Genomic DNA, 21,767 nt, shown 5'->3' with positions numbered 1-21,767 from the left:
CGCGTGAGGGGCGGGGGGGGCCCCCCCCACCCCGGGGGCCCCCCCCCCCCCCCCCGGGGGGGCCCGCCCCCCCCCCCCCCCCCCGGGGGGGGGGGGGCGGCGCCGCCCCCCCCCCCCCACGGCCCCCGCCGGCCCGCGGACGGGACTGGACCGAACGGGACCGGGAGCTAGTCCCGGGGAAGCAGCGGTCCCAGGGGGCCCAGGTCGAGGTTGAGGTCCTCGGGCCGCAGCCCGTAGCGGTCCCGCAGCTCGGCCATCCGGTCGTCGAGCAGCATCAGCGTGAGACCGATCCGCTCCTCCTGCTCCTCCGACAGGTCACCGGTGTCGAACCGCCGCACGGCCTGCCGCTCCATCAGCTGCCGCAGCAGCTCGACCACGGTCAGCACCAGCTTGATGAGGTCGCGCTCCACGGTGTCCGGTTCGAGGTCCAGACGGCTGCGCCCGGCCTGCTTCCCGGTTCCCATGACCGCGTCGTCGACGACCCGCTGGAGGGATTCCCCGCTGCTCACAGCATCTCCTCCCAGGGCGCGGGAACGTTCTCGTTCACCGAGCTGATGAGGGCGTTCAGATCGATGCGTACGAGGTCGACGTCCGCGATGCGCAGGGTGAGGTCGCCGGTGATGACGACCCCGCCCGCGAGCAGCCGGTCCAGCAGGTCGACGAGCGCGACCTCCCGGCGTTCCACGACAGTCACGCGTCCTCCCCGCTGAACGAGTAGGCCGCCCAGGGACCGGTGAGCTCGACCCGCAGCCCGGGCGCGTCGTCCTTCGTGCGGTCCACCAGTTCCACGAACGCCTCGGACTCCGTGCGCGGCACCAGGTAGGCGGCGTTCAGGATGTTGCGGCCGGGTGCGCGGGACAGCGCCGCGTTCTGCGGCGCGTGCGTCCGGGTGTCCTCCGCGTACCCGGAAAGGGACTCGTGGAGCCGGCTCGCGAACTGCTCGGCCCGCTCCCACTTCTCCTCGCTCTCCCTGCGCTGGTTGCGCCGCTGCCGCAGATAGTCGCGCCCGGACGCCGCCTTCCCGGGAGCGGACGCCGGCCGGGCACCCGTGCCCGGGGACGTCTCGGGCGTCCCGTCGGCGTCCGTGGGTTCGGAGTACACCTTCACACCCCACTCGACCCGCCCGTCGAGCCGGTCGAGGGTCCGCAGGAAGGTCTCCTCCCGCTCCTCCAGCATCGTCCGCACGCCGCTGTCGTCCCGGAACACGGTGGCGAGCCGGAGCGGCAGCGGCGAGGTGACGACGGTGAGCGCGTCGATCACGTTCTGGTGCGCCCGTGCGGTCGCGCCGAGCCAGTCCAGGTCCTCCAGATGGGCCCGGAGCGGCTCCTCCGCGAAGTCCTCCTCGGGCACCTGGCCCACCAGGGCGACCAGGCCGCGGTGGACCAGCTGCTTGGGCGGCACCCCGCCCACCCCTGTCAGCTGGGCCGGCAGGGGTGTGCCGAACGGGCGGCAGACGGCGTAGACGTAGCGCAGACCACTCATCCTTGTGCTTCCTCCTCCGAGGGTTCACGCTCACGCGCGGGCAGCTCGGTCCGCGCGTTCTCCAGCTCGGCGACCTGCGCGCGCAACTCGGCGTTCTCGCGCGCGAGTTCGTCGCGACTGGCCCGGGAGGACAACTGCGGGTCGGTCTCCCACCAGTCGATGCCCATCTCCTTCGCCTTGTCGACGGAGGCGACGATGAGCCTCAGTTTGATGGTGAGCAGCTCGATGTCGAGCAGGTTGATGCGGATGTCACCCGCGATCACGATGCCCTTGTCCAGCACCCGTTCGAGGATGTCCGCGAGGTTGGCGCCTCCGCCGCTCCCGTAGGGGTCGGGCAGGCGCTGAGCCGTGGTCATCGACGGCTCCGGGCACCGGCGGGCTCACGCTCGTCCGCCTTCTCCTCGTCCTCGGGGACCTCTTCATCCTCGTACTCGGCCTCCGGGGCGTCCTCGTCCTCGTACGCCTCTTCGTCCTCGGGGACTTCCTCGTCCTCGTACTCGGCCTCCGGGGCGTCCTCGTCCTCGTACGCTTCCTCGTCCTCGGGGACGTCCTCGTCGTCGTGGACCTCGTCCTCGGCGGTCTCGTCGTCCTCGTGGACCTCGTCCTCGGCGGACTCCTCGTTCTCCGGGGTCTCCTCGTCCTCGGCGGAGGCTTCCGTGTCCTCGCCGGTCTGCTCCTCGGACTCCTCCTCGGCGAGGGCGTCCTCATGGCTGGTGACGACCTCGCCGTCACGGATCTCGCCGCGCCAGCCGTCCTCGGCCTCGCCCTTGATCGTGATGAACCGGGCGTAGTTCTTGAGATCGAGGCGGGCCCGGCGGCCCTGGGCGCGCCAGATGTTGCCGGTCTTCTCGAACAGCCCCTTGGGGTAGTACTCGATGACCAGCAGGACCCGGGTGAGGTTCTCGGCGAGCGAGTGGAAGGTGACGACGCCCTTCGTGGTGCCCTTGGCACCCTCCGACGTCCAGCTGATCCGCTGGTCCGCCACCTGCTCGGTGGTGTGCGCCTTCCAGCTGCGGTTGGACCAGAAGATCTTCATCTGCCAGTCGGACGTCGTGTCGTCGGCGCGGTTCGCGCTCTTGACGCCCTTGGCGAAGTTGCTGAAATCCTGGTACTGGGTCCACTGGTCGTACGCGGTGCGCAGCGGCACGCCGACGTCGATGAACTCCATGATGACGGTCGGCTTCTTGCCGGCGCCGCCCTTGCGCTTGCCCTTGCCGCCGGTCAGGTTCTTGAAGGCGCCGACCACGCTGTCCTTGGCCTTGCCCGCGCCGAGCTCCAGCGCGGTCCGCATCGGCCCCTTGCCGTCGGCCAGCTTGCGCCCGCCGTCGACGGCGAGCTTGGCGAAGCCGGGGCTGTTGCCCTCGGCGATGTCGTTGAGCTTGCCCGTGGTCTGGCCGAGCTTGGTCCCGACGCCCACCAGCAGGCGCTGGGTCTGGGCGGCCAGGTACGCCTGGGCCTCCTCCTTGAGCCGGTCGACCGCCGCGCTCTGGGCCACGGAGGTCAGCGGATTGCTCTTGGCCTGCTTGGTCGCGGACCCGAGGGTGTCACTCATCGTCGCCGCCTCCCCTCGTCGTACGGGCCCGCGGAGCGCGACGCGTGGCCGACTTGGCCGCCGCGGTCTTCTTCGCCGGAGCCTTCTTCGCGGCACGTGCCGCCGTCTTCTTCGCCGGAGCGTCCTTGCCGGAGCCCCGCTTCTCGGCGGTCTTCTTCGCCGGGGCCTTCTTCGCGGGCGCCCGCTTGCGGGCCCGGGGCCTCTCCTCGTCTTCGGCCGGCTCGTCGTCGGCCTCGCGCCTGTCGCGGGCCGAGTCGTCGTCCTCGTCGCGGCCGTCGGAGTCGGCGTACCGCTCGTCCTGGTCCTCGTCGTCCTCGTCGTACTCGTCGTCCGGTTCCTCGTCCCGGCCCTTCTTGCCGCGGCCGGTCCCGGGGACGTCCGGGACCACGCCGGCGAGCTGGTCCTTGACCTGGTTGGTCCGTCCGTGCAGCCGGTCGGCGAGACCCGTGATCTGCCGCTCGACGAGTGCTCCGGAGGCGGCCTTGCCCACTCCGCGCATGTCCTGGCGGAGCTGGTCCCCGATCTCCTTGAACTGCGGGTTGTTCTGCAGCTGCTGCGAGACCAGGTCGGCCAGCGCCCGCGGGCTGAGGTGCATCCGCTTGCCGGCCACCATGGTGCCGACGGCGAACGCCAGTTTCATCTTCTTGGTACGTCCGAGGACGTACCCGGCCCCTACGGCGAGGCCCATGCCCAGTCGATTCATCGTTGCGTCCCGTTGTCGCCTGCTTGGGTGCCCCTGGCCATGGCTGTCTCCAGCCTGTCGAGGAGCTCGTCCTCCTGACGGTCGAACTCCGCCTCGTCGATCTCGCCGGCCTCAAGGCGCTCCTCGAGCCTGCTGAGCTCGGCGCGGACCGCCGCCGGATCGTAGTACTGGCGTTCGGCCTCGTTCACCACCTGCTTCATCGCCCAGAGGCTGCCGCGCACGGGGGCGAACGGCAGCATCAGGACCTCTCCGATCAGCCCCATGCGATCAACTCCTCAGCTCAGGACGTCAGTTGTGCGCCTCGGCGGGCTCCGCGGGGGCTGCGGGGCCCGGCTCGACGAAGCTGTAAGGAGGCAGCGGTCCGTGGACGCGCAGGTCCAGGTGCGGGTGTCCCTTGCGGACCTCCTCGACCGTGACGAGGAACGTCTCGGCCGAGTCGCGGTCCACCAGGAACGACAGGTTGGCCAGCCACCCGGTGGACTCGGGGCCCACGCTCAGGGCGGCGGCGGCCGGCTCCAGGGCCCGCTGGATCTCGGCGGCGTCCTCCACCTCGCGCCTCTTCACCGCGGCGACCACCATCTCGCCGAGCCGCAGCTTGTCGTCGTAACTGCCGCCGCCCGCGGTGCGGTTGGCCTCGGTGAGCGCCCGGACCTCGGGGTTCTCGGACATCACCCGGTGCAGTACGGCCTCTTCGTCGTGCGTGGCCTTGACGTTGTACTCGACCTTGCCGGCCAGCGCGTCGAGGCGCTCCTTGAAGTGGTCGGCGCGCTCGGCCAGGACGCTGGTCACGGCCGCGTCGTCCGTCGAGACACTGCCGAACCGCATGGGCAGCACCGGGCCGCCCGCACCCGCCTCGGCCAGTACGTTCTGGTGGGCGAGCAGGTCCCTGCGCTTGGGGCGCAGCCCTTCGGGCGCGTCACTGACGATCGCGGCGAGGTCGCCCTCCTTGATGACACGCACCGGCAGCGCGGGCTCGCCGACACCTTCCGTGCCCTCCGGGAGCGAAGGCAGCGAACTGTGGGTGATGCCGTAGACGTACGTGCTCACTCCTGCTCCTCCTTACGGCGCGAGGCGGCGGTCTTGCGGGTGCGCGGGCGGGACTCGGTCTGGCTCTCCTCGCGGGACTGCTTGAAGGCGTCCGAGATGGTCTCGGCGGCGCCGGACAGGGCCCCCTTGGACTTGCCCTTGGCACCGGACTCTGTGATCGAGCCGACCAGGTCGGGAAGTCCGGGGCTGCGCTTGGGCCCGGCCTCTAGGTCGAGGCGGTTGCACGCCTCGGCGAACCGCAGATAGGTGTCGACGCTGGCTATGACGACACGGATGTCGATCTTGAGGATCTCGATGCCGACGAGGGAGACCCGGATGAAGGCATCGATGACGAGCCCCCGATCGAGAACGAGCTCGAGAACGTCGTAGAGGCCGCTGGAGCCGCCTCCGCCGCCTGATTGCTGTGCCGGAACCACGGTCATACCGACCGGCCCTCCTTGTCTGTTGGGGTGTTGGGTAAGCGGTCGAGCGGCCTAACGGCCGCCGGGCCTGCGTGAGTCGGCCCTTCCGCGCTCGTAACGGCGGACACGCCGGTACCCGGTGAGCTCGCCGCGTGCGTCGAGGGTCACCTCGTAACTCGCGAGCAGGCTCATCGTGTCGGGCACCCGCTCGAGTTCGAGAACCTCGATCTCCAGCGTCCAGCCGTCCTCGGTGCGCTCGAACGACGACACCGACTCGGCCTCCATGCCGGTCAGTTCGGCGAGCTGGCCGCGTGCCTGACGCAGCGCGTCCATGGGGCTCAGTTCGTCGTCCGCCGCTTCCTGCCGCTTGCCCTTGGACGAGTTCGATGAACTCTGTGAATCTGATGTGTTGGATGTGTTCGACATGGCCACCTCGCACTCCAAGTGACCCGCCGAACGTCCACCAAACCTGCGATTGTCGTCCCTCAGCCGCGCAGGGCGTCCAGTCGGCGCCGGGCCGGACCGAGGGCGCGACCGCTGCGCGGCAGCTCTGACCAGGGGTTCGTCCGTGCCTGGTCCACCGCGTCGGCGATCGTCCAACGGCGTGCGCCGAGTTGTGGATCGTCGAGCTGCTCCCAGGTGACGGGCGTCGCGACGGGGGCGCCCGGCTTGGCGCGGACGGTGTAGGGGGCGACCACGGTCTGGGCGTAGGCGTTGCGCTGGACGTCCAGGTAGAGCCGGTCGCCGCGGTCCTTCTTGCGGGCCTCGGTGGTGAGTCGGCCGGGGTGCGCCGCGGCGAGCGTGTCGGCGACGTCCTTGGCGAAGGTGTGCACCTCGTCGAAGCCGTGGCGGCCGTCGAGCGGCACGACGACGTGCAGGCCGCGCGAACCGGTGGTCATCAGGGCGGACGGCAGCCGGAGTTCGCCCAGGAGGTCACCCAGGAGCCGGGCGGTGTCGCGTACCGGCTCGAAGTCGTCGCCGGCGGGGTCGAGGTCGAAGACCATCCGGTCGGGCCGGTCGACGGAGCCGTCGGAGGAGACCCGGGCGAGCCACCGGTGCAGGGTCAGGCATGCCTGGTCGGTGAGGTAGACGAGGGTCGCGGTGTCCTCGCACAGGGGGTGCAGGACGGTGCCGCCCTCCTTGGGCACCTCGATCCGGCGGATCCAGTCCGGGTAGTGGTCCTGGACGTTCTTCTGCATGAACATGGGCCCGTCGAGCCCGTCCGGGCGCCGCTCCAGCATCAGGGGCCGCCCCTTGAGGTGCGGCAGCATGTAGGGGGCGATCTCGCGGTGGTACGCGACGAGATCCGCCTTCGTGTACTCCTTGCCCCCTGCGCCGCCGGGGAACAGCACCTTGTCCGGCCGGTGCAGTTCGACGGTGCGCCGTCCCGCGCGTACGGCGGTCATCGGACGACCGCGCTCTCCACGAGCAGCTTCGCCGCGGCCACGATCGACTCGGCGTCGATGCCCGCCGCGCGCAACTGCTCGGCGGGGGTGGCCGAACCGGGCATGTCGCGTACGGCGAGACGGACCAGGCGCGGAACGGGGCGGCCGTCGGTGAAGGCGTCCAGGACGGCGTCACCGATGCCGCCCTCCTCGTGGTGGTCCTCGACGGTGAGCAGACAGCCGGTCTGCTCGGCGGCGGTGCGCAGGGTCTCCCGGTCGACGGGCTTGACGGAGTACAGGTCGACGACCCGCACGGCGATGCCGTCGTCGGCGAGCGCCGCCGCGGCCCGCAGCGCCTCGTGCACGGTCACTCCGGCGGCGACGACGGTCAGGCGGTCGTCCGTGGAGCTGCGCAGCACCTTGCTGCCGCCGACGGGGAACTCCTCGTCCGGCCCGTACAGGACAGGCATCTTGCCGCGCGAGGTCCGCAGATAGCGGATGCCGTCGAGGCCCGCCATCGTGGCGACCAGCCGGGCCGTCTGGTTGGCGTCGCACGGGTAGAGGACGGTCGAGCCGAGCACCGCCCGGAACATGGCGAGGTCCTCGACGCCCATCTGCGAGGGGCCGTCCTCGCCGATCGCGACACCCGCGTGCGAGCCGACGAGGTTGATGCCCGTACCGCTGACCGCCGCCATCCGGACGAAGTCGTGGGCGCGGGTGAGGAACGCGGCGAAGCTGGAGGCGAAGGGCACCCAGCCGCGGGTGGCGAGTCCCACCGCGGACGCGACGAGCTGCTGTTCGGCGATGTAGCACTCGAAGAACCGGTCGGGATGCTCCTTGGCGAAGAACTCCGCGCGCGTCGAGTCGCTCACCTCGCCGTCGAGTGCGACGACGTCGGCGCGGGAGGTGCCGAGCGCGGCGAGGGCCTGACCGTAGGCGTCGCGGACGGCGACCTCGTCGCCGGTCTCCCAGCGCGGCAGCTCCAGGTGTCCGGTGTGCACGGAGTGCAGCAGCCGCGCGGCGGGCGGCTGCCGGACCTCGACGCGCAGGGCGCGCACCCCGCCGAGTTCCTCGATCGCCTCGTCGGCGTCGGACAGCGGCTTGCCGTGCATGCCCTCGCGGTCCTGTACGGCCGTGACGCCCTTGCCCTTGAGGGTGCGGGCCAGGATCGCGGTCGGCTGTCCGGCCGTGGACACGGCCTCGCCGTACGCCCGCTCGACGGCTTCGACGTCGTGGCCGTCGACCTCGACGGTGTGCCAGCCGAAAGCCTGGAAACGGCGGGCGTACGCGTCGAGGTCGTGGCCGTGCCGGGTCGGGCCGCGCTGTCCGAGCCGGTTGACGTCCACGATCACGGTCAGGTTGTCGAGCTGCTCGTACGCGGCGTGCTCGGCGGCCTCCCAGACGGAGCCCTCGGCCAGCTCGCTGTCGCCGCACAGCACCCATACGCGGTAGCCGACGCGGTCGAGCCGCTTGCCGGACAGGGCGATGCCCACGCCGACGGGCAGGCCCTGGCCCAGCGATCCGGTGGCGGTCTCCACCCAGGGGAGCCGGCGCGGTGTCGGATGCCCTTCGAGCCGGCTGCCGAGGGTCCGGAAGGTCAGCAGTTCGCTGTCGTCGATGGCTCCGGCGGCCTTGTACACCGCGTACAGCAGGGGCGAGGCGTGTCCCTTGGAGAGGACGAAGCGGTCGTTGCCGGGGTGGGCCGGCCGGTCGAAGTCGTAGCGGAACCGCTGGGCGAACAGGACCGCCACGAGGTCGGCGGCGGACATCGAGGAGGTGGGGTGCCCGGAGCCAGCCGCGGCGGCGGCGCGCACGCTGTCGACGCGCAACTGCTGCCCCAGTTCGGTGAGTTGGGGGGTGTTCATGAGGTTCCTTCCACCAGGATGTACCGTTCCGGTCCGGTCGGGTCGCGGCGCCCTGTTCCTCCGGACCGGGCACGGCGGCCGGGCCCCGTCGGTGGCGGGTCCATCGCTGGAACGGGGCTTTACGCGTCCCCCTGGCCGCGCCACCCAAACGTCCACGGCCCGCAGGGGCCGACGCAGATGGTTTGCTGCGGGCCGGCGGGGGCTGTTCGCGCAGTTCCCCGCGCCCCTGAAGGGGCCGGCAGGGGCCGACGCAGATCGTTTGCTGCGGGCCGGTGAGGGCTTGTCGCGCAGTTCCCCGCGCCCCTGAGGGGGCGGGAGCTGGCGGACCGGGGCGCCTTGCGCCCCTTTAGGGGCGCGGGGAACTGCGCGGCCAGCCCCCACCGGGCGCAGCGGGCACTCAGGCGCTCCGTGGCACCCCCGGCCCCTCAGGGGCGCGGGGAACTGCGCGGTCGGCCCCCGCCGGGCCGCAGGTGGTGGGCGCTAGCGCGTTTCGGCGGGGGGCGGGACGTCGCCGGGCACCGGCGGCTTCGGCGGCACAGCCGCCACCCGCGCCAGTTCACCGGCCAGCCCCTTGTCGAGGTGTTCCATGCGATCGATGCGGTCCATGCCCGCCGGGTACCCGACGCCCCAGGCGCACAACGCCCGCCCGCCCCGCGGCGAACGCTCCGCGACACGGGATCCGTACGAAACGATCTCCTTTCCGCCCGGCCCCAACTAGGCTCGGACGCATGGACATTCTGGGAGCCACGCTGCGCATCTGCGTCGACGACCTGGAGACTGCGGTCCCCTTCTACGAGAGACTCGCCGGCGGCCCGGCACTCCGCTTCGAACGCGGCGGCGTCTCCGTCGCCGCCGTCGGCTGCTTCCTGTTGATGAGCGGTCCGGAAGCCGAACTGGACGTCCTGCGCAAGGTGTCGGCGACCATCGCCGTGCGGGACGTCGACGAGGCCAACCGGGTGCTCATCGACTCGGGCGCCCACGTCCTGGCGGGCCCGGTGGCGACTCCCGCCGGACGCAACCTGATCGCGATGCACCCGGACGGCTACGTGTACGAGTACGTGGACCGCCGCGTGGCGGAGTAGGTTCAGCCGGCGCCGCGGGTGCCGGGCGGCCGCATCCGGAAGTCGTAGCGCGCCGGCAGCGGTTCGCCGGAGACTGGATCTCGCAGTAGCCGCCGGTGCCGGGTTCGGTGAGCCATTCCTGCCAGCGGCGCCCGCCGGTGCCGGAGCCCCACACGAAGAGTTTGCGCCCGCGCAGCACGTCGGTGGACGTCTGCACCAGACCCTGCCCGTCCTCGTCCAGGGCCGCGATCCAGCGCCGCTGCCCGTCGGGCACCTCGTAGAAGTAGTCGGCCGGGAACTCGCCGCGCGGCGGATACGTACGGTCGACGCCCTCGTGCACCGGGACGGGCACCCGGCGCAGCCGCCGCTCGTAGCCGAAGTGCCAGGCGTGTCCGGCGGGGGCGAGCACCCGGCGGTTCTCCGGGACGGCGGTGTTGGACCACCAGTACAGCGGCGCGGCCCGCTCGTGCGGATTGCGGACACGGACGCCGACGTACAGGAAGTCGGAGCCCTCCGGCAGCCACAGGTCGACCTGGAAGGGCAGGTCGCGCAGCCGCTCCCACTCCCACAGGCGCAGCAGCTGCGTGCCGTCGGGCGCGGTGACGCGGGCGGCGTGCAGCGGCGCGCAGGCGAGCGCCGAGTGGCCGGTGGCGCCGATGTTCCACTCGATGCCCCCGGAGAACCAGGCGCCGTTGAGGGCGAAGTCGGCGGGCTGCAGCACGGGGTTGCGGTAGAGGAGTTCGCGGTCGGCCGGTTTGTGGCGCAGGGAGACGACCCGGCCGCCGAGACCGGGCAGCACGGTCGCGCGCAGCCGGTCGTTCTCGAGGACGATCGTGTCGAGCTCGCGGGGCGTGCGGCTTCTCCCGTATCCGTCCCGGACGCGCTCGGGCAGCAGGCTGCGCAGCGGCTCGTACCCGATCTGGCGGGCCATGTCGCGGGGCAGGCCCTCGCGTTCGCGCTCGTCCACGTGGTGCGTCCCGTCGAGCGGGCGCAGTGGGGGCAGGGGGTTGGCGGGTCCGGGTTCCGCGACCGGAAGCGTCAGTACGTCACGTCGGATGGTCGTCACGTGACCATGGAACAGCGTGGACGGCGAACCGGCCAGGGTGTCTCCCGGCCAGCGCGGGTGCTGTCGGCGGTCCGGTCAGGAGGGCCCGAAGGCCGCGACGACGATGTCGGCGAGGAGCGCGCCTGCGGTTCCGTCGGGGTCCAGGTCGGGGTCGTAGATGGTGACGTTGAAGCCGGCGCAGTGCGGGGAGCGCACCAACGGCCGCAGCAGCGCGATCAGTTCGTCGGGCAGCAGTCCGTCGGGGTCGGGGCTGTCGACGGCGGGCATCACGGACGGGTCGAGCACGTCGGCGTCCAGGTGCACCCAGAAGCCGTCCAGCTCCGGTACGGCGAACGCCTCGGCGGTGGCCCGCGCGAGGGCGTCGGCACCCCACTCCCGGATGTCGCCGACGGTCACCGTGGGAATCTTCAGTGCGGCCAGTTCGGCCCGGTCGTCCTCGAAGGCGTCGCGGATCCCGAAGAACCGCACGTCCTCGTCCCGCAGGTAGGGCTTGAGCCCTTCCAGGTCCGTCAGGTCGTCCTGGCCGCGCCCGGTCGCCAGGGCCACCTCCTCGCCGCCCGCCGCGCCGACGCGGTCGGAGTTGCCCGGGTGCCGGAAGTCGTGCGAGGCGTCCACGGCGGCCAGCCCGTAGCGTCCGACGCGGCGCAGGGCGAGGGAGGCGCCGAGCTGGATGGAGCAGTCGCCGCCGAGGACGACGGGCAGTTCACCGGCCCGTACGTGTCCCTCGATGCGGTCGGCGAGCGTGCGGGTGTAGGCGGCGAGTGCGGCCGCGTTGAAGACGCCGTCGCCCTCCTGCCAGTCGCCCCGGTCGTAGCGCGGCGGGACCACCACACCGCCTTCGAGGGCGCCGAGCCTTCGCACGATCCGCTGCTCGCGCAGGGCGCCGGCGAGCTTGTAGCAGCCGGGCACGGTGCCGGGGGCGGGCGGGCGCAGCCCGAGGTTGGAGGGTGCGTCCAGGACGACGAGATTCCTCTGGGCACTCATGCCCGCACCATATCGGCGGTGAGGGCCCAGCGTTCGTGGTCCCGCCAGGCGCCGTCGATGAAGAGGAAGTCCGGGGAGAAGCCTTCCAGCCGGAAACCGCGGCGGCGGGCCAGCGCGATGGAGGCGGCGTTGTCCGGCTGGACGTTGATCTCCAGCCGGTGCAGGCCGAGGGTGCCGAACGCGTGGCGCACGACCATGTCGAGCCCCTCGCTCATGAGTCCGCGTCCGGCGGCGTGCGCGAAGGCCCCGTATCCGAGCACTCCGCACAGGAAGGCGCCCCCGACGATGTTGTTGATGTTGATGAACCCGGCGATCCGCCCGGCGGCCCTCCCGCTGTCCTCCTCGGTCTCCTTCCCGGTGTCCTTCTCGCAGACGAGGAACCCGGCCTTCGTGGGATCATCGGTCAGCCGCCCGGCGTACGCGGCGTAGGCGGCGGGGGTACGGGGCGGGAAGAGCCACGGCTGGTGCAGGGCCTTGCTCTCCCGCGCCCGGGCGATGAACTCGGCGCCGTCCGCACGGGTGAAGTGGCGTAGCCCCACCCGGGGTCCCTCGACGAGGTACGCGGTGGCGCCGGACCCCTCTCGGGGCGCTTCCGCGGGCGCGGGCGTCACACCAGGGCCGGGGTCGTGAGGGTCACGGTGGCTGCCTCCGTGTCGAGTCGGGCGTGTACGCCGAACGGGATCGTCAGGGCGCCCTCCGCGTGGCCGAAGCCGAAGTTCTCGGCGATCGGGACACCCAGCCCGCCGAGGCGGTCGAGGATCAGGTCCCGTACCCGCTCGTAGGGGCCGCAGCTCTCCCAGGAGCCGAGCAGGATGCCGCTGACGCCGTCGAACCAGCCGGCCCGCAGCAGCTGGGTGAGGTGGCGGTCCAGGCGGTACGTCTCCTCGCCCACGTCCTCCAGGCAGAGCAGGCCGCCGTGTGCGGAGGGCCGGGCGTGCGGTGTGCCGAGGTCGGCGGCGAGCAGGCTCAGACAGCCGCCGAGGAGAACGCCCGCGGCCCGTCCCGGGACCAGGGACCGTCCCCCTGCCGACGTGGACCGTCCCCCGGCCGACGTGATGGTCCGTACGGACTCCGGCTCGAAGAGGGTCGCCCTGAGGTGTTCCTGGGCGCGGCTGTTCTTGACGAAGTCGATGCCCGCCGCCATCGGCCCGTGCAGCGTCACGAGCCCGAGCCGGGTCGCGAACGCCTCGTGCAGGGCGGTGATGTCGCTGAAGCCGAGGAACACCTTGGGTCCCGCGGCCCGCAGGGCATCCCAGTCGAGCAGGTCGGCCATGCGCTGCGCGCCGTAACCGCCGCGGGCGCAGATCACCGCGGCCACGGACGGGTCGCACCAGGCGGCCTGGAGGTCCGCCGCCCGGTCGGCGTCCGTGCCGGCCAGGTAGGGGAACCGCTCGTGGCGGTCCAGGACATGGGGCGCCACGACCGGGTCCAGGTCCCAGCCGCGCAGGATGTCCAGACCCGCCTGGAGCCGTTCCTCGGGCACCGGTCCGCTGGGCGCGACGACGGCGACCCGCGCCCCGGCGGCGAGGCGCCGGGGCCTGGTGAGTTCCCGCGCTCCCTCCTTCGCCGGCCCGCCCGCAGGTTCCTTCACTTGCTGAGCTCCAGTGCGGGGACGCCGGGCGGGTTCAGGCCGAACACCTGGGCGTACAGGGAGAGTTCGGATTCCAGAGCGCGCACCATCGTGTCGGCGCGGCGGAAGCCGTGGCCCTCGCCCTCGAAGGCGATGTAGGCGTGCGGCACGGGCCGCGCCCGCTCCTCCAGCCTGGCCAGGAAACGCTCGCACTGGGCCGGCGGGCAGATCACGTCGTCGAGGCCCTGGAGGAGCAGGAAGGGCGCGGTGACCTGGTCGGCGCGCTCGATCGGTGAGCGCTCCGCGTACCGTGCGGGCACCTCGGCGAGCGGTCCGACCAGGCTCTCCAGGTACTGGGACTCGAAGTCGTGGGTCTCGCCCTCGCCCCAGCCCACCAGGTCGAGGACGGGGTAGAGGATCGTGCCGCACGCGTACACGTCGGTGCCCACCAGTGAGGCGGCCGACGTCCAGCCGCCCGCGCTGCCGCCCCGGACGGCCAGCCGGCCGCGGTCGGCGGTGCCCTCCTCGGCGAGGGCGAGGGCGACGGCCGCGCAGTCCTCGACGTCCACGACACCCCACTGCTCGCGCAGCCGGTTGCGGTACTCGCGGCCGTACCCGGTGGAACCGCCGTAGTTGACCTCGGCGACGCCGATGCCGCGCGAGGTGAAGTAGGCGATCTCCAGGTCCAGGACGAGCGGGGCGCGGCTGGTGGGGCCGCCGTGCGCCCAGACGACGTAGGGCGGCAGGGCGTCGCCGGGGGCCACCTGACCGGGGTGGTGGGGCGGATAGATGTGCGCGTGGATCTCCCGGCCGGCGGGTCCGGGGAACGTACGGATCTGCGGTTCCGGGTAGTACGCGGGGTCCACCGGGTCGTTGTGCGCGGCTCCCACGACGCGGGCCCGTCCGGTGCGGGCGTCCAGCTCCACGACCTCGTACGCGCTGCGCGGGCTGGCGGCGACGGTGACGACCCGGCTGCCGTCGACGGCGAGGGTCGCCTCGTACTCGGTCCAGGGTCCGGCCGCGTCGACGACCTCGCCGGTCTCGGGGTCGAGGATGCCGAGCGCGGTGGCCCCGCGGCCGTGCACGACGGCGATCAGGCCGCTCTCCAGCGGCGCGAACCAGCGCCGCCCGACCGTCCACAGCGGTCCGCCGAACTCCTCCTCGCGCGGGCACAGCGGCTCGCCGTCGCGGTACAGGTTCCACCAGCCGGTGCGGTCGCTGGAGTACAGCAGGGAGCCGTCCCGGGCCCAGTCGGCCTGGGCGATCGACTCGTCCGGTCCGCCCGCGGTTCTCCGGGGCTCGCCGAGGGTCCCGTCGGGGTGCACGTCGGCGACCATCAGCTCGGTGCCGTCCCAGGGCATCCGCGGGTGGTCCCAGCCCAGCCAGGCCGCGCGCCGCCCGTCGGGCGAGACGCGCGGGCCGGTCACGAACCGGTGCCGCTCGGCGGTGAGTTCGCGTACCGCGGACCGGTCCTCGGCGGCCGAGCCGTCCAGCGGGACCGCGGCGACGAGTCGCCGCACCTCGCTGGGCCCGTCACCGGTGAACTCCTCCAGGACGCACCAGACCTCGCCGAACTCGGGGCGCACCTGCGGGTCCACCCAGCGCAGTCCGCCGCCGACGGAGGACTCGGGGGTGAGGGGGCGCGGCCCGTTCGCGGGGTCGGCGGGCTCGTACGCGTAGAGCCGCTGGTCGGCGAAGTGCACGAAGACGACCAGCGCGCCCTCGTCGCGGACCGTGCCGGCCCAGGGCTGGCCGCCGTACTCGATGACGCGGCTGCGGACGTTCCACGGGGCGGGCAGCACCGACTCCTCGGTGCCGTCGGGGCGGCGGCGCACCAGCGTGCGGCGGCCGCCCTCGGTGGGCCGGGGTTCGGTCCACCATGCCTCGTCGCCGACGAACCCCACGTGGTCGGGGTGCCCGTCGTGCGCCGCGGCGAGCGCCGCGTCGATGGGCGAGGGCCAGGAACCGTAGGCCAGCGTCTGCACTGTGTCCCCCATTTTTTCCTCTAGGCCGTGCGCAGGAAGCGGTCGAGTACCCGGACGCCGAAGTGCAGTGCCTCGACGGGCACCCGTTCGTCGACACCGTGGAAGAGGGCCTGGTAGTCGAAGCCCGGCGGCAGCTTCAACGGCGCGAATCCGTAGCCGGTGATGCCCAGCCGCGAGAACTGCTTGGCGTCCGTGCCGCCCGACATGCAGTACGGCACGACGTTCCCCTCGGGCGCGAACTCCTCCACGGCGGCCCGCATCCGGGCGTACGTCGTCGAGTCCAGCGGCGCCTGCAGGGCGACCTCGCGGTGGACGAAGTCCCACTGCACGTCCGGCCCGGTGAGCTCGTCGAGGGTGGCGCGGAACTCGTCCTCGGTCCCGGCCAGGAAGCGTCCGTCGACGTGCGCGACCGCCTCCCCGGGGATCACGTTGACCTTGTACCCGGCGTCCAGCATGGTCGGGTTGGCGCTGTTGCGCACCGTGGCCTCGACGAGGGAGGCGGCGGGGCCGAGCTTCTCCAGGAGCGCGTCGACGCCCTCGGGTCCGTCGAGGTCGGGTTCGACGCCGTACAGCGCGGCGAGTTCGGTGAGCGCGGCGCGGACCGTCGGGGTGAGCCGGACGGGCCACTGGTGGGCGCCGATCCGTGCGATCGCGGCGGCGAGGCGGGTCACCGCGTTGGACCGGTTGACCTTGGAGCCGTGGCCGGCCCGGCCGCGGGCGGTGAGCTTCAGCCAGCCGGTGCCGCGCTCGCCGGCCGCGACCGGGTACAGCTCGCGGCCGCCGCCGTCGTGGAAGGTGAACGCCCCGGACTCGCTGATGCCCTCGGTGCACCCTTCGAAGAGTCCCGGGTGCTGGTCGGCGAGGAAGCCCGAGCCGTCCTCGGCGCTCGCCTCCTCGTCGGCGGTGAACGCGATCACGAGGTCACGCCGCGGGCGCACTCCGGCGCGCGCCCACTGCCGGACGACCGCGAGGATCATCGCGTCCATGTTCTTCATGTCGACCGCGCCCCGCCCCCAGACGACGCCGTCGCGGACCTCGCCGGAGAACGGGTGGACGCTCCAGTCCTCCGCCTGCGCGGGTACGACGTCCAGGTGACCGTGCACGAGCAGCGCGTCGGCGGACGGGTCGGTGCCCTCCAGGCGCGCGACGACGTTCGTACGCCCCTCGGTGCGCTCCAGGAGCGTCGGCTCCAGGCCGGCCTCGGCGAGCCGTGCGGCGGCGTACTCGGCGGCCGGCCGTTCACGGCAGTCGCCGCCGCCCCGGTTGGTCGTGTCGATCCGGATGAGGTCGGAGGTGAACCGGACGACCTCGTCCAGCGCCCGTCCGTCGACGGCCCGCTCCTCGCCCGTGCTCTCGTCAGCCATACGTCTCCTCCACGGCAGCCGAGACGATCGTGGTGACCGCCTTGAAGGTCCGGATGCCCTCGTACATCGTGGCGCTGGTGTACGCCACCTTCCGTTCCGCGGTCCGCTCGACGCCCGGGACGACCGTGGCGGCCATCGACAGGTGTTCGGCGTCGAACTCCAGCTCCACGGTGTGGGGGCCCTCCCGCGCGGGCTCGTGCCGCACCGCGAGCCGCGCCGCCTCCCCGGCCGCCGAGCGGATGTCCGCCGCCGTACGGGCCGGGGTGCGGCACACGGCCGCGTACCGCGAGACATGGTCCTTGACGGCGACCTTCAGTGCCCCGGGCGCGTAGCCGAGTGCGTCCTCGCAGGCCACGTCGTCCCCGGTGACCAGCACGACGGGGACTCCGTACTCGGCGACGACACGCGCGTTGAGCAGGCCCTCGGAGGCGCGCTCGCCGTCCAGCCACACGCCGGTGATCGAGTTGGCCAGGTAGGTGTGGGCGAGGACGCCCTCCATGCCCGCTCCCGCGTGGTAGCCGACGAAGGCGATGCCGTCGACGTCCCCGTGCTGCACGCCCTCCACCATGGAGAGCGACTTGTGCCGTCCGGTGAGCATCTGCGCCCGTTCGTCCAGGTGCTCCAGGAGGAGGTTGCGCATGGTCCAGTGGGCCTCGTTGACGAGGACCTCGTCGGCGCCGCCGTCGAAGAAGCCGAGGACCGCGGCGTTCACGTCCGAGGTGAACATCGAGCGGCACCGCTCCCACTGAGGGGTGCCCGGCAGGACGTCGGCCGGCCAGGTCACCCCCGTGGCGCCCTCCATGTCGGCGCTGATGAGGATCTTTACCATGCTCCAGTTGTATCGCAGTCCCGTGGCGCCCCACAGGGCCGGGCGGTCAGCCGGCCGAACCGACCGAAACCCGCACCCGGCCGTCCGGGTGTTCCTCGTCCACGGTGATGGTGGTGCCGGAGTCGGCGTCGTGGCTGGATCCGTGGGGCGCGGCCGCGTGGTGGTGGACGCCCTTGAGGTCGTCGAAGACCGGGACCGCGGGCCGGGACGGGACCGTCGTCCGTACGCCCTTGACGTGGAGGACGAGCGGGGCGGTGGGCCGCAGGCCGAACGGGGCGTCGTACGACTGGAGCCGGTTGCGGAGCACCGCTCCCGAGGCGGTCCGCGCGGGTGCGGCGTGTGCGTCGACCGGCAGGATCCGGCCGTGACCGCCGTGCGCCTTGGTCCGGTTGTCGCGGTACTTGCTGTTCCAGTACCAGATCAGGATGCCGCTCTCGTAGTGCAGCCGTTCCTTGAGGCGGGGTCTGCCCGCTGTCGTCCCCAGGTGGAAGGGCGACGACCGGAGGTGCGCGTCGTCCCCGACGTACTGCCGGTTCTCGACGACGTAGTGGCGTGCGTTGCCGTCCTTGTCGGCCGGGAGCTTCACGAGGAGCGCTTCGGGGCCCTCGGTCGCGGAGGGGACCGACAGCGGGTTGAGTGTGACGGTGGACGCGGTTCCCGCCCTGACGGTCACGTGGTCCAGCCAGCCGAGCTGGAGTTTGGCCCAGGCGCCCAGGTCGGCGGGGTGTGCGGCCAGTTCGCTCGGTGACGACAGGAGCGAGCCCTGTGCCATGAGGGACCAGAAGCCGGTGGAGTTCTCGGCGCCCGAGGTGTCGTACAGGTCGGGCAGGCCCAGGTCGTGGCCGTACTCGTGGGCGAGGGTGCCGAGACCTCTGTTCTCGTTGGTCATCGTGTAGTCGTCGACCCAGACGCCCGAGCCGCCCACCTCGCTGCCGCCGCTCCTGTTCCCGTTCGCCGGCCCCAGTCTGCGTGCGCCCGGCTGCAGATGACTGACCGTGCCCCGGTGGGAGCCGATCGCGTCGGATCCGTTGACGCCCCCGCCGTTGGCCTGGGACTCCCCCGCGAACATCAGCATCACGCGGTCGAGGTAGCCGTCCGGTTCGTCGAGGATCCCGTCCCGGTCGTGGTCGTCGCGGTCCCACATGTCGTACGTGGCCAGGTACTTCGCCAGTGAGGCCGCGCTCCGGCCGGCGGCGCGCCGGTCCTCGTACCACTGGTTCAGCCCGTCGGTGACGAGCCGCTGGTTGCAGTAGTACGGCGTCACCCGCACGCCCTTCCTCTCGCAGGCGTCGGTGCCGTAGTGCGCCAGCGGGCGGTCCACGCGCGTCCAGTCGTGGACGGCGCCGGAGATCGTGTAGGCGCCGCTGGACTGCCGCTGGAGGTACGACTTGAGGGTGTCCCCGGCGCCCTTGCCCGCGCCGGCCGTGCCGAAGATCTGCCGCTGGTAGTAGTCCCGGCTGTAGTCCGGCGCCCACACCGTCGAGTTGTCCGTGCCGCGGTCGGGTTCGGGGATCCGGTTGTGGCTGAGGTCGGCGAACTCCACCGGCAGCACGAAGACCCGGTCGGTCCCTTCCGGGGGCGCGGGGGGCCGCGCGGAAGCGTCCGGGGCCCGGAAGGCCAGGGCGGACACGGCGAGGGCGACGGCCATGGCTGCCGTCGCCCCGCGGATGCGCTTGCTCACCGGGCGGCCTCCTCGCACTCCTCGGGCGCACCCAGGAGAGCACGCGGGCACGGTCCTGGTGGGCCGACGGGGCGGTATGTCGCCCGACCGGGTCACTCGGCCGCCCACAGCCCCCGTACATGCCCGAGGTGCCGTGTCATGACGGTGCGGACCGCTTCCTCGTCGCGGGCGGCCAGCGCGTCGAGGATCTCCAGGTGTTCCTCCGCGGAGGCTTGCAGACGGCCCGCCTCGACCAGGGCGTGCAGGCCGTAGAGCCGGGAGCGCTTGCGGAGGTCACCGACGACCTCGACCAGGTGCGCGTTGCCCGCGAGGGCGAGCAGGCCCAGGTGGAAGCGGACGTCCGCCTCGACGTACGCGATGAGGTCACCGGCCGCCGCGGCCGTGACGATCTCCTGTGCGACGGGGCGCAGCGTCTCCAGGGCCGCGGGGTCGGCGGAGGTGGCGAGGTCCACGGTGGTGGGGATCTCGATGAGCGAGCGGATGTGGGTGTACTCGTCGAGCTGCTTCTCGGAGACGGCGGTGACGCGGAAACCCTTGTTGGGCACGGTGTCGACCAGGCCCTCCTTGGCCAGGTCGAGCAGGGCCTCACGGACAGGGGTGGCGGAGACGCCGAACCGGGCGGCGAGGGCCGGCGCGGAGTGGACCTCGCCGGGCCGCAGCTCCCCGGCGACGAGCGCGGCCCGCAGAGCGTCCGCCACCCGCTCACGATAACTGGCCTTCCGACCACCCAGCTCGGACAGAGCGGGCACACCGACACGCTGGACAACCATGCAGCATTCTCCTCGAAGGACACTTCCTAGGGACGCGGGGAACTGCGCAATCCTTGAGCCGCGCACATGACACCGCACTACAGAACGAACCCCGCCGGAAACGGATCCCCCGGATCGAGAAGGTACTGCGCGGTCCCGGTCACCCACGCCCGCCCGGTGAAGCTCGGCAGGACGGCCGGCACCCCGGCCACCTCGGTGGTCCCGTGCAGACGCCCCGTGAAGTGCGTCCCGATGAAGGACTCGTTCACGAACTCGCTGCCGAGCGCAAGCTCACCACGCGCATGCAACTGCGCCATGCGCGCACTGGTACCCGTGCCGCAGGGCGAGCGGTCGAACCAGCCCGGATGGATGGCCATCGCGTGCCGAGAGTGCCGGGCCGTCGACCCGGGCGCGGTCAGCTGCACGTGGTGGCAGCCCCTGATGGAGGGGTCCTCGGGATGGACGGGCTCCCCTTCCGCGTTGATCGCGTCCATCAGCGAAAGACCCGCGGCGAGGATGTCGTCCTTGCGGGCCCGGTCGAACGGCAGCCCGAACCGGTCGAGCGGCAGGATGGCGTAGAAGTTCCCGCCGTACGCGAGGTCGTAGGTCACGGTGCGCCCGTCGGCGAGCTCGATCCTGCGGTCGAGGGCGACGGAGAACGACGGCACGTTCCTGAGCGTGACGGACCGGGCCGCGCCGTCCTCCACCGCGACCTCGGCGACGACGGGCCCGGCCGGGGTGTCGAGCCGGATGGTCGTCACCGGTTCGACGACCTCGACCATGCCGGTCTCCACGAGGACGGTCGCCACCCCGATGGTGCCGTGCCCGCACATGGGCAGGTAGCCCGACACCTCGATGTAGATGACGCCGTAGTCGCAGTCGTCCCGGGTGGACGGCTGCAGGATCGCACCGCTCATCGCGGCGTGCCCGCGCGGCTCGTTCATCAGCAACTGCTTGATGTCGTCCCGGTGTTCACGGAAGTACAGGCGCCGCTCGTTCATGGTGGCGCCGGGGACCGTGCCGATCCCGCCGGTGATCACGCGGGTCGGCATGCCCTCGGTGTGCGAGTCGACGGCGTGCAGGACGAGTGTGCTGCGCATGGTGCTGTCTCCTTCAGACGAGTCCTGCCGCCACGGCCTTCTCGGTGGCCGCCCGGACGGCGGCCTCCTGGCCGGCCCGCAGCGGCACACGGGGCGGACGCACCGGGCCGCCGTACCGGCCGACGATGTCCATGGACAGCTTGATCGCCTGGACGAACTCCACCTGGGAGTCCCAGCGCAGCAGCGGGTGCAGCCGGCGGTAGAGGGGCAGCGCGGTGTCCAGGTCGCCCCGCACGGCGGCGCGGTACAGCTCGACGGAGGCCGCGGGCAGGGCGTTCGGGTAGCCGGCCACCCAGCCCTTGGCGCCCGCGACCGCCAACTCCAGCAGGACGTCGTCGGCGCCCACCAACAGGTCGAGTTCGGGCGCGAGTTCGGCGATGCGGTAGGCGCGGCGCACATCGCCCGAGAACTCCTTGACGCCGTGGATGTACCCCTCGCCGTGCAGGGCGGCGAGCAGTTCGGGCACCAGGTCGACCTTGGTGTCGATGGGGTTGTTGTACGCCACGACCGGCAGGCCGGCCTTCGCGACCTCCGCGTAGTGGGCGAGGACCGAGCGGTCGTCGGCCCGGTAGGCGTTCGGGGGCAGCAGCATCACGGCGGCGCAGCCGGCGTCGCGTGCCTGCTCGGCCCAGCGGCGGGCCTCGGCGGAGCCGTACGCGGCGACGCCGGGCATGACGCGCGAGCCGCCGATCGCCGCCACGGCCGTCTCCACGACGCGGGCGCGCTCCTCGGGGGTCAGGACCTGGTACTCGCCGAGGGAGCCGTTCGGTACGACGCCGTCGCAGCCGTTCGCGACGAGCCACGCGCAGTGGTCGGCGTAGGCGTCGTGGTCGACGGAGAGGTCGGCCCTGAGCGGGAGGGCGGTGGCGACGAGGACGCCGCGCCAGGGGCGGTTGCCGGTCATGAGAGTTCCCATCCGATCCATCGGGCGTGCGGGTCAGGG

24 protein-coding genes and 1 pseudogene are annotated in these 21,767 nt (G+C 72.4%); 1 reads left to right on the top strand and 24 read right to left on the bottom strand.

The features are described from left to right. Positions 1-167: 167 nt before the first annotated feature. The 13 genes from ACFYXC_RS05915 to ACFYXC_RS05855 all read right to left on the bottom strand — a co-directional run bounded on the left by ACFYXC_RS05915 (position 168) and on the right by ACFYXC_RS05855 (position 9,041). Positions 168-464 (bottom strand): gas vesicle protein K, encoded by a 297-nt coding sequence (locus ACFYXC_RS05915; protein ID WP_388917421.1) that lies wholly within the window; start codon positions 462-464, stop codon positions 168-170. A 41-nt stretch (positions 465-505) separates the two neighbouring features. Then, positions 506-694, bottom strand: a complete 189-nt coding sequence (locus tag ACFYXC_RS05910; protein ID WP_107016810.1) for a gas vesicle protein — start codon at positions 692-694, stop codon at positions 506-508. Next, a complete protein-coding gene (locus tag ACFYXC_RS05905; RefSeq protein ID WP_389547442.1) occupies positions 691-1,482 on the bottom strand; it encodes a GvpL/GvpF family gas vesicle protein in 792 nt (263 codons plus the stop codon). Before ACFYXC_RS05905 ends, ACFYXC_RS05910 begins: the two co-directional genes overlap by 4 nt. After that, positions 1,479-1,838: a gas vesicle protein gene (locus ACFYXC_RS05900; protein WP_388917107.1), complete on the bottom strand. Its 360-nt coding sequence runs from the start codon at positions 1,836-1,838 to the stop codon at positions 1,479-1,481. Before ACFYXC_RS05900 ends, ACFYXC_RS05905 begins: the two co-directional genes overlap by 4 nt. Continuing rightward, complete coding sequence (locus ACFYXC_RS05895; RefSeq protein WP_389547439.1) at positions 1,835-3,034, bottom strand: SRPBCC family protein; 1,200 nt, start codon at positions 3,032-3,034, stop codon at positions 1,835-1,837. The genes ACFYXC_RS05900 and ACFYXC_RS05895 overlap by 4 nt, the downstream gene beginning before the upstream one ends. Beyond that, positions 3,027-3,737 (bottom strand): DNA primase, encoded by a 711-nt coding sequence (locus tag ACFYXC_RS05890; RefSeq protein WP_389547437.1) that lies wholly within the window; start codon positions 3,735-3,737, stop codon positions 3,027-3,029. The genes ACFYXC_RS05895 and ACFYXC_RS05890 overlap by 8 nt, the downstream gene beginning before the upstream one ends. After that, on the bottom strand, positions 3,734-4,000 hold the full coding sequence (locus tag ACFYXC_RS05885; RefSeq protein ID WP_388917116.1) for a gas vesicle protein GvpG: 267 nt from the start codon (positions 3,998-4,000) through the stop codon (positions 3,734-3,736). Before ACFYXC_RS05885 ends, ACFYXC_RS05890 begins: the two co-directional genes overlap by 4 nt. A 25-nt stretch (positions 4,001-4,025) precedes the next feature. Further along, positions 4,026-4,784 (bottom strand): GvpL/GvpF family gas vesicle protein, encoded by a 759-nt coding sequence (locus ACFYXC_RS05880; RefSeq protein ID WP_389547434.1) that lies wholly within the window; start codon positions 4,782-4,784, stop codon positions 4,026-4,028. Beyond that, positions 4,781-5,206, bottom strand: a complete 426-nt coding sequence (locus ACFYXC_RS05875) for a gas vesicle structural protein GvpA (RefSeq protein WP_388917122.1) — start codon at positions 5,204-5,206, stop codon at positions 4,781-4,783. Before ACFYXC_RS05875 ends, ACFYXC_RS05880 begins: the two co-directional genes overlap by 4 nt. Before the next feature lie 51 nt (positions 5,207-5,257). Continuing rightward, on the bottom strand, positions 5,258-5,611 hold the full coding sequence (locus ACFYXC_RS05870; RefSeq protein ID WP_388917125.1) for a gas vesicle protein: 354 nt from the start codon (positions 5,609-5,611) through the stop codon (positions 5,258-5,260). A 59-nt stretch (positions 5,612-5,670) separates the two neighbouring features. Beyond that, positions 5,671-6,591, bottom strand: coding sequence for a non-homologous end-joining DNA ligase (ligD, locus tag ACFYXC_RS05865; protein ID WP_388917128.1), 921 nt, complete (start codon positions 6,589-6,591; stop codon positions 5,671-5,673). Then, a complete protein-coding gene (locus ACFYXC_RS05860; RefSeq protein WP_389547430.1) occupies positions 6,588-8,435 on the bottom strand; it encodes a transketolase in 1,848 nt (615 codons plus the stop codon). Before ACFYXC_RS05860 ends, ligD begins: the two co-directional genes overlap by 4 nt. A gap of 480 nt (positions 8,436-8,915) precedes the next feature. Further along, the gene (locus tag ACFYXC_RS05855; RefSeq protein WP_389547427.1) at positions 8,916-9,041 is read right to left on the bottom strand and encodes a hypothetical protein; all 126 of its coding nucleotides are present in this window, start codon (positions 9,039-9,041) and stop codon (positions 8,916-8,918) included. Positions 9,042-9,163: 122 nt separating this feature from the next. Here ACFYXC_RS05855 and ACFYXC_RS05850 point away from each other — a divergent pair, with 122 nt between their 5' ends. Further along, entirely contained in the window at positions 9,164-9,517 is a 354-nt protein-coding gene (locus tag ACFYXC_RS05850) for a VOC family protein (protein WP_388917134.1), read from the top strand. A gap of 70 nt (positions 9,518-9,587) precedes the next feature. On the opposite strand, the pseudogene ACFYXC_RS05845 reads toward ACFYXC_RS05850, so the two are convergent. From ACFYXC_RS05845 to ACFYXC_RS05795, 11 genes and pseudogenes are all read right to left on the bottom strand, one after another. Then, positions 9,588-10,562, bottom strand: a pseudogene (locus ACFYXC_RS05845) (DUF5107 domain-containing protein); the annotation flags it as partial. A gap of 75 nt (positions 10,563-10,637) precedes the next feature. Further along, positions 10,638-11,546 carry an arginase family protein gene (locus tag ACFYXC_RS05840; RefSeq protein WP_389547424.1) on the bottom strand — a complete coding sequence of 303 codons (909 nt, stop codon included), beginning with the start codon at positions 11,544-11,546 and terminating at the stop codon, positions 10,638-10,640. Further along, positions 11,543-12,157, bottom strand: coding sequence for a GNAT family N-acetyltransferase (locus ACFYXC_RS05835; RefSeq protein WP_389547421.1), 615 nt, complete (start codon positions 12,155-12,157; stop codon positions 11,543-11,545). Before ACFYXC_RS05835 ends, ACFYXC_RS05840 begins: the two co-directional genes overlap by 4 nt. Next, positions 12,154-13,137: an LD-carboxypeptidase gene (locus ACFYXC_RS05830; RefSeq protein WP_389547418.1), complete on the bottom strand. Its 984-nt coding sequence runs from the start codon at positions 13,135-13,137 to the stop codon at positions 12,154-12,156. The genes ACFYXC_RS05835 and ACFYXC_RS05830 overlap by 4 nt, the downstream gene beginning before the upstream one ends. After that, positions 13,134-15,113, bottom strand: a complete 1,980-nt coding sequence (locus ACFYXC_RS05825) for a prolyl oligopeptidase family serine peptidase (protein WP_389547415.1) — start codon at positions 15,111-15,113, stop codon at positions 13,134-13,136. The genes ACFYXC_RS05830 and ACFYXC_RS05825 overlap by 4 nt, the downstream gene beginning before the upstream one ends. 8 nt (positions 15,114-15,121) lie before the next feature. Further along, the gene (locus ACFYXC_RS05820) at positions 15,122-16,465 is read right to left on the bottom strand and encodes a M20/M25/M40 family metallo-hydrolase (RefSeq protein WP_389547412.1); all 1,344 of its coding nucleotides are present in this window, start codon (positions 16,463-16,465) and stop codon (positions 15,122-15,124) included. Next, positions 16,458-17,294 carry a M55 family metallopeptidase gene (locus ACFYXC_RS05815; protein ID WP_389547409.1) on the bottom strand — a complete coding sequence of 279 codons (837 nt, stop codon included), beginning with the start codon at positions 17,292-17,294 and terminating at the stop codon, positions 16,458-16,460. Before ACFYXC_RS05815 ends, ACFYXC_RS05820 begins: the two co-directional genes overlap by 8 nt. Before the next feature lie 46 nt (positions 17,295-17,340). Then, on the bottom strand, positions 17,341-18,975 hold the full coding sequence (locus ACFYXC_RS05810) for an immune inhibitor A domain-containing protein (protein ID WP_389547406.1): 1,635 nt from the start codon (positions 18,973-18,975) through the stop codon (positions 17,341-17,343). Positions 18,976-19,067: 92 nt separating this feature from the next. Beyond that, positions 19,068-19,745, bottom strand: coding sequence for a GntR family transcriptional regulator (locus tag ACFYXC_RS05805; protein WP_389547403.1), 678 nt, complete (start codon positions 19,743-19,745; stop codon positions 19,068-19,070). A 77-nt stretch (positions 19,746-19,822) separates the two neighbouring features. Beyond that, entirely contained in the window at positions 19,823-20,824 is a 1,002-nt protein-coding gene (locus ACFYXC_RS05800; RefSeq protein ID WP_388917164.1) for a proline racemase family protein, read from the bottom strand. Between the two features lie 13 nt (positions 20,825-20,837). Further along, positions 20,838-21,728 (bottom strand): dihydrodipicolinate synthase family protein, encoded by an 891-nt coding sequence (locus ACFYXC_RS05795; protein ID WP_388917167.1) that lies wholly within the window; start codon positions 21,726-21,728, stop codon positions 20,838-20,840. Between the last annotated feature and the right edge of the window lie 39 nt (positions 21,729-21,767).

Source organism: Streptomyces sp. NPDC002701, from assembly GCF_042889045.1.
Classification (GTDB): Bacteria; Actinomycetota; Actinomycetes; order Streptomycetales; family Streptomycetaceae; genus Streptomyces.
This window is presented reverse-complemented; position numbering and strand designations above follow the sequence as displayed.